General features: G+C 51.1%; 1 rRNA gene. It reads right to left on the reverse strand.

The features are described from left to right. Window positions 1-214 (reverse strand): 16S ribosomal RNA (locus MDHKLMBL_RS20750); the annotation flags it as partial. Window positions 215-262: the final 48 nt, after the last annotated feature.

Genomic DNA, 262 nt, shown 5'->3' on the forward strand with positions numbered 1-262 from the left:
AGGTCCGAAGATCCCCTGCTTTCCCCCGAAGGGCGTACGCGGTATTAATCCGGGTTTCCCCGGGCTATCCCCCACTACTGGGCAGTTTCCTATGCATTACTCACCCGTCCGCCGCTCGTCAGCATCTAGCAAGCTAGATCTGTTACCGCTCGACTTGCATGTGTTAAGCCTGCCGCCAGCGTTCAATCTGAGCCATGATCAAACTCTTCAGTTTAAATCATACAAGAATCCGAAGATTCTCTATTCTTGCTCAAGACAAAAC

The sequence above is a fragment of the Marinobacter flavimaris genome (assembly GCF_002933295.1).
Classification (GTDB): Bacteria; Pseudomonadota; Gammaproteobacteria; order Pseudomonadales; family Oleiphilaceae; genus Marinobacter; species Marinobacter flavimaris.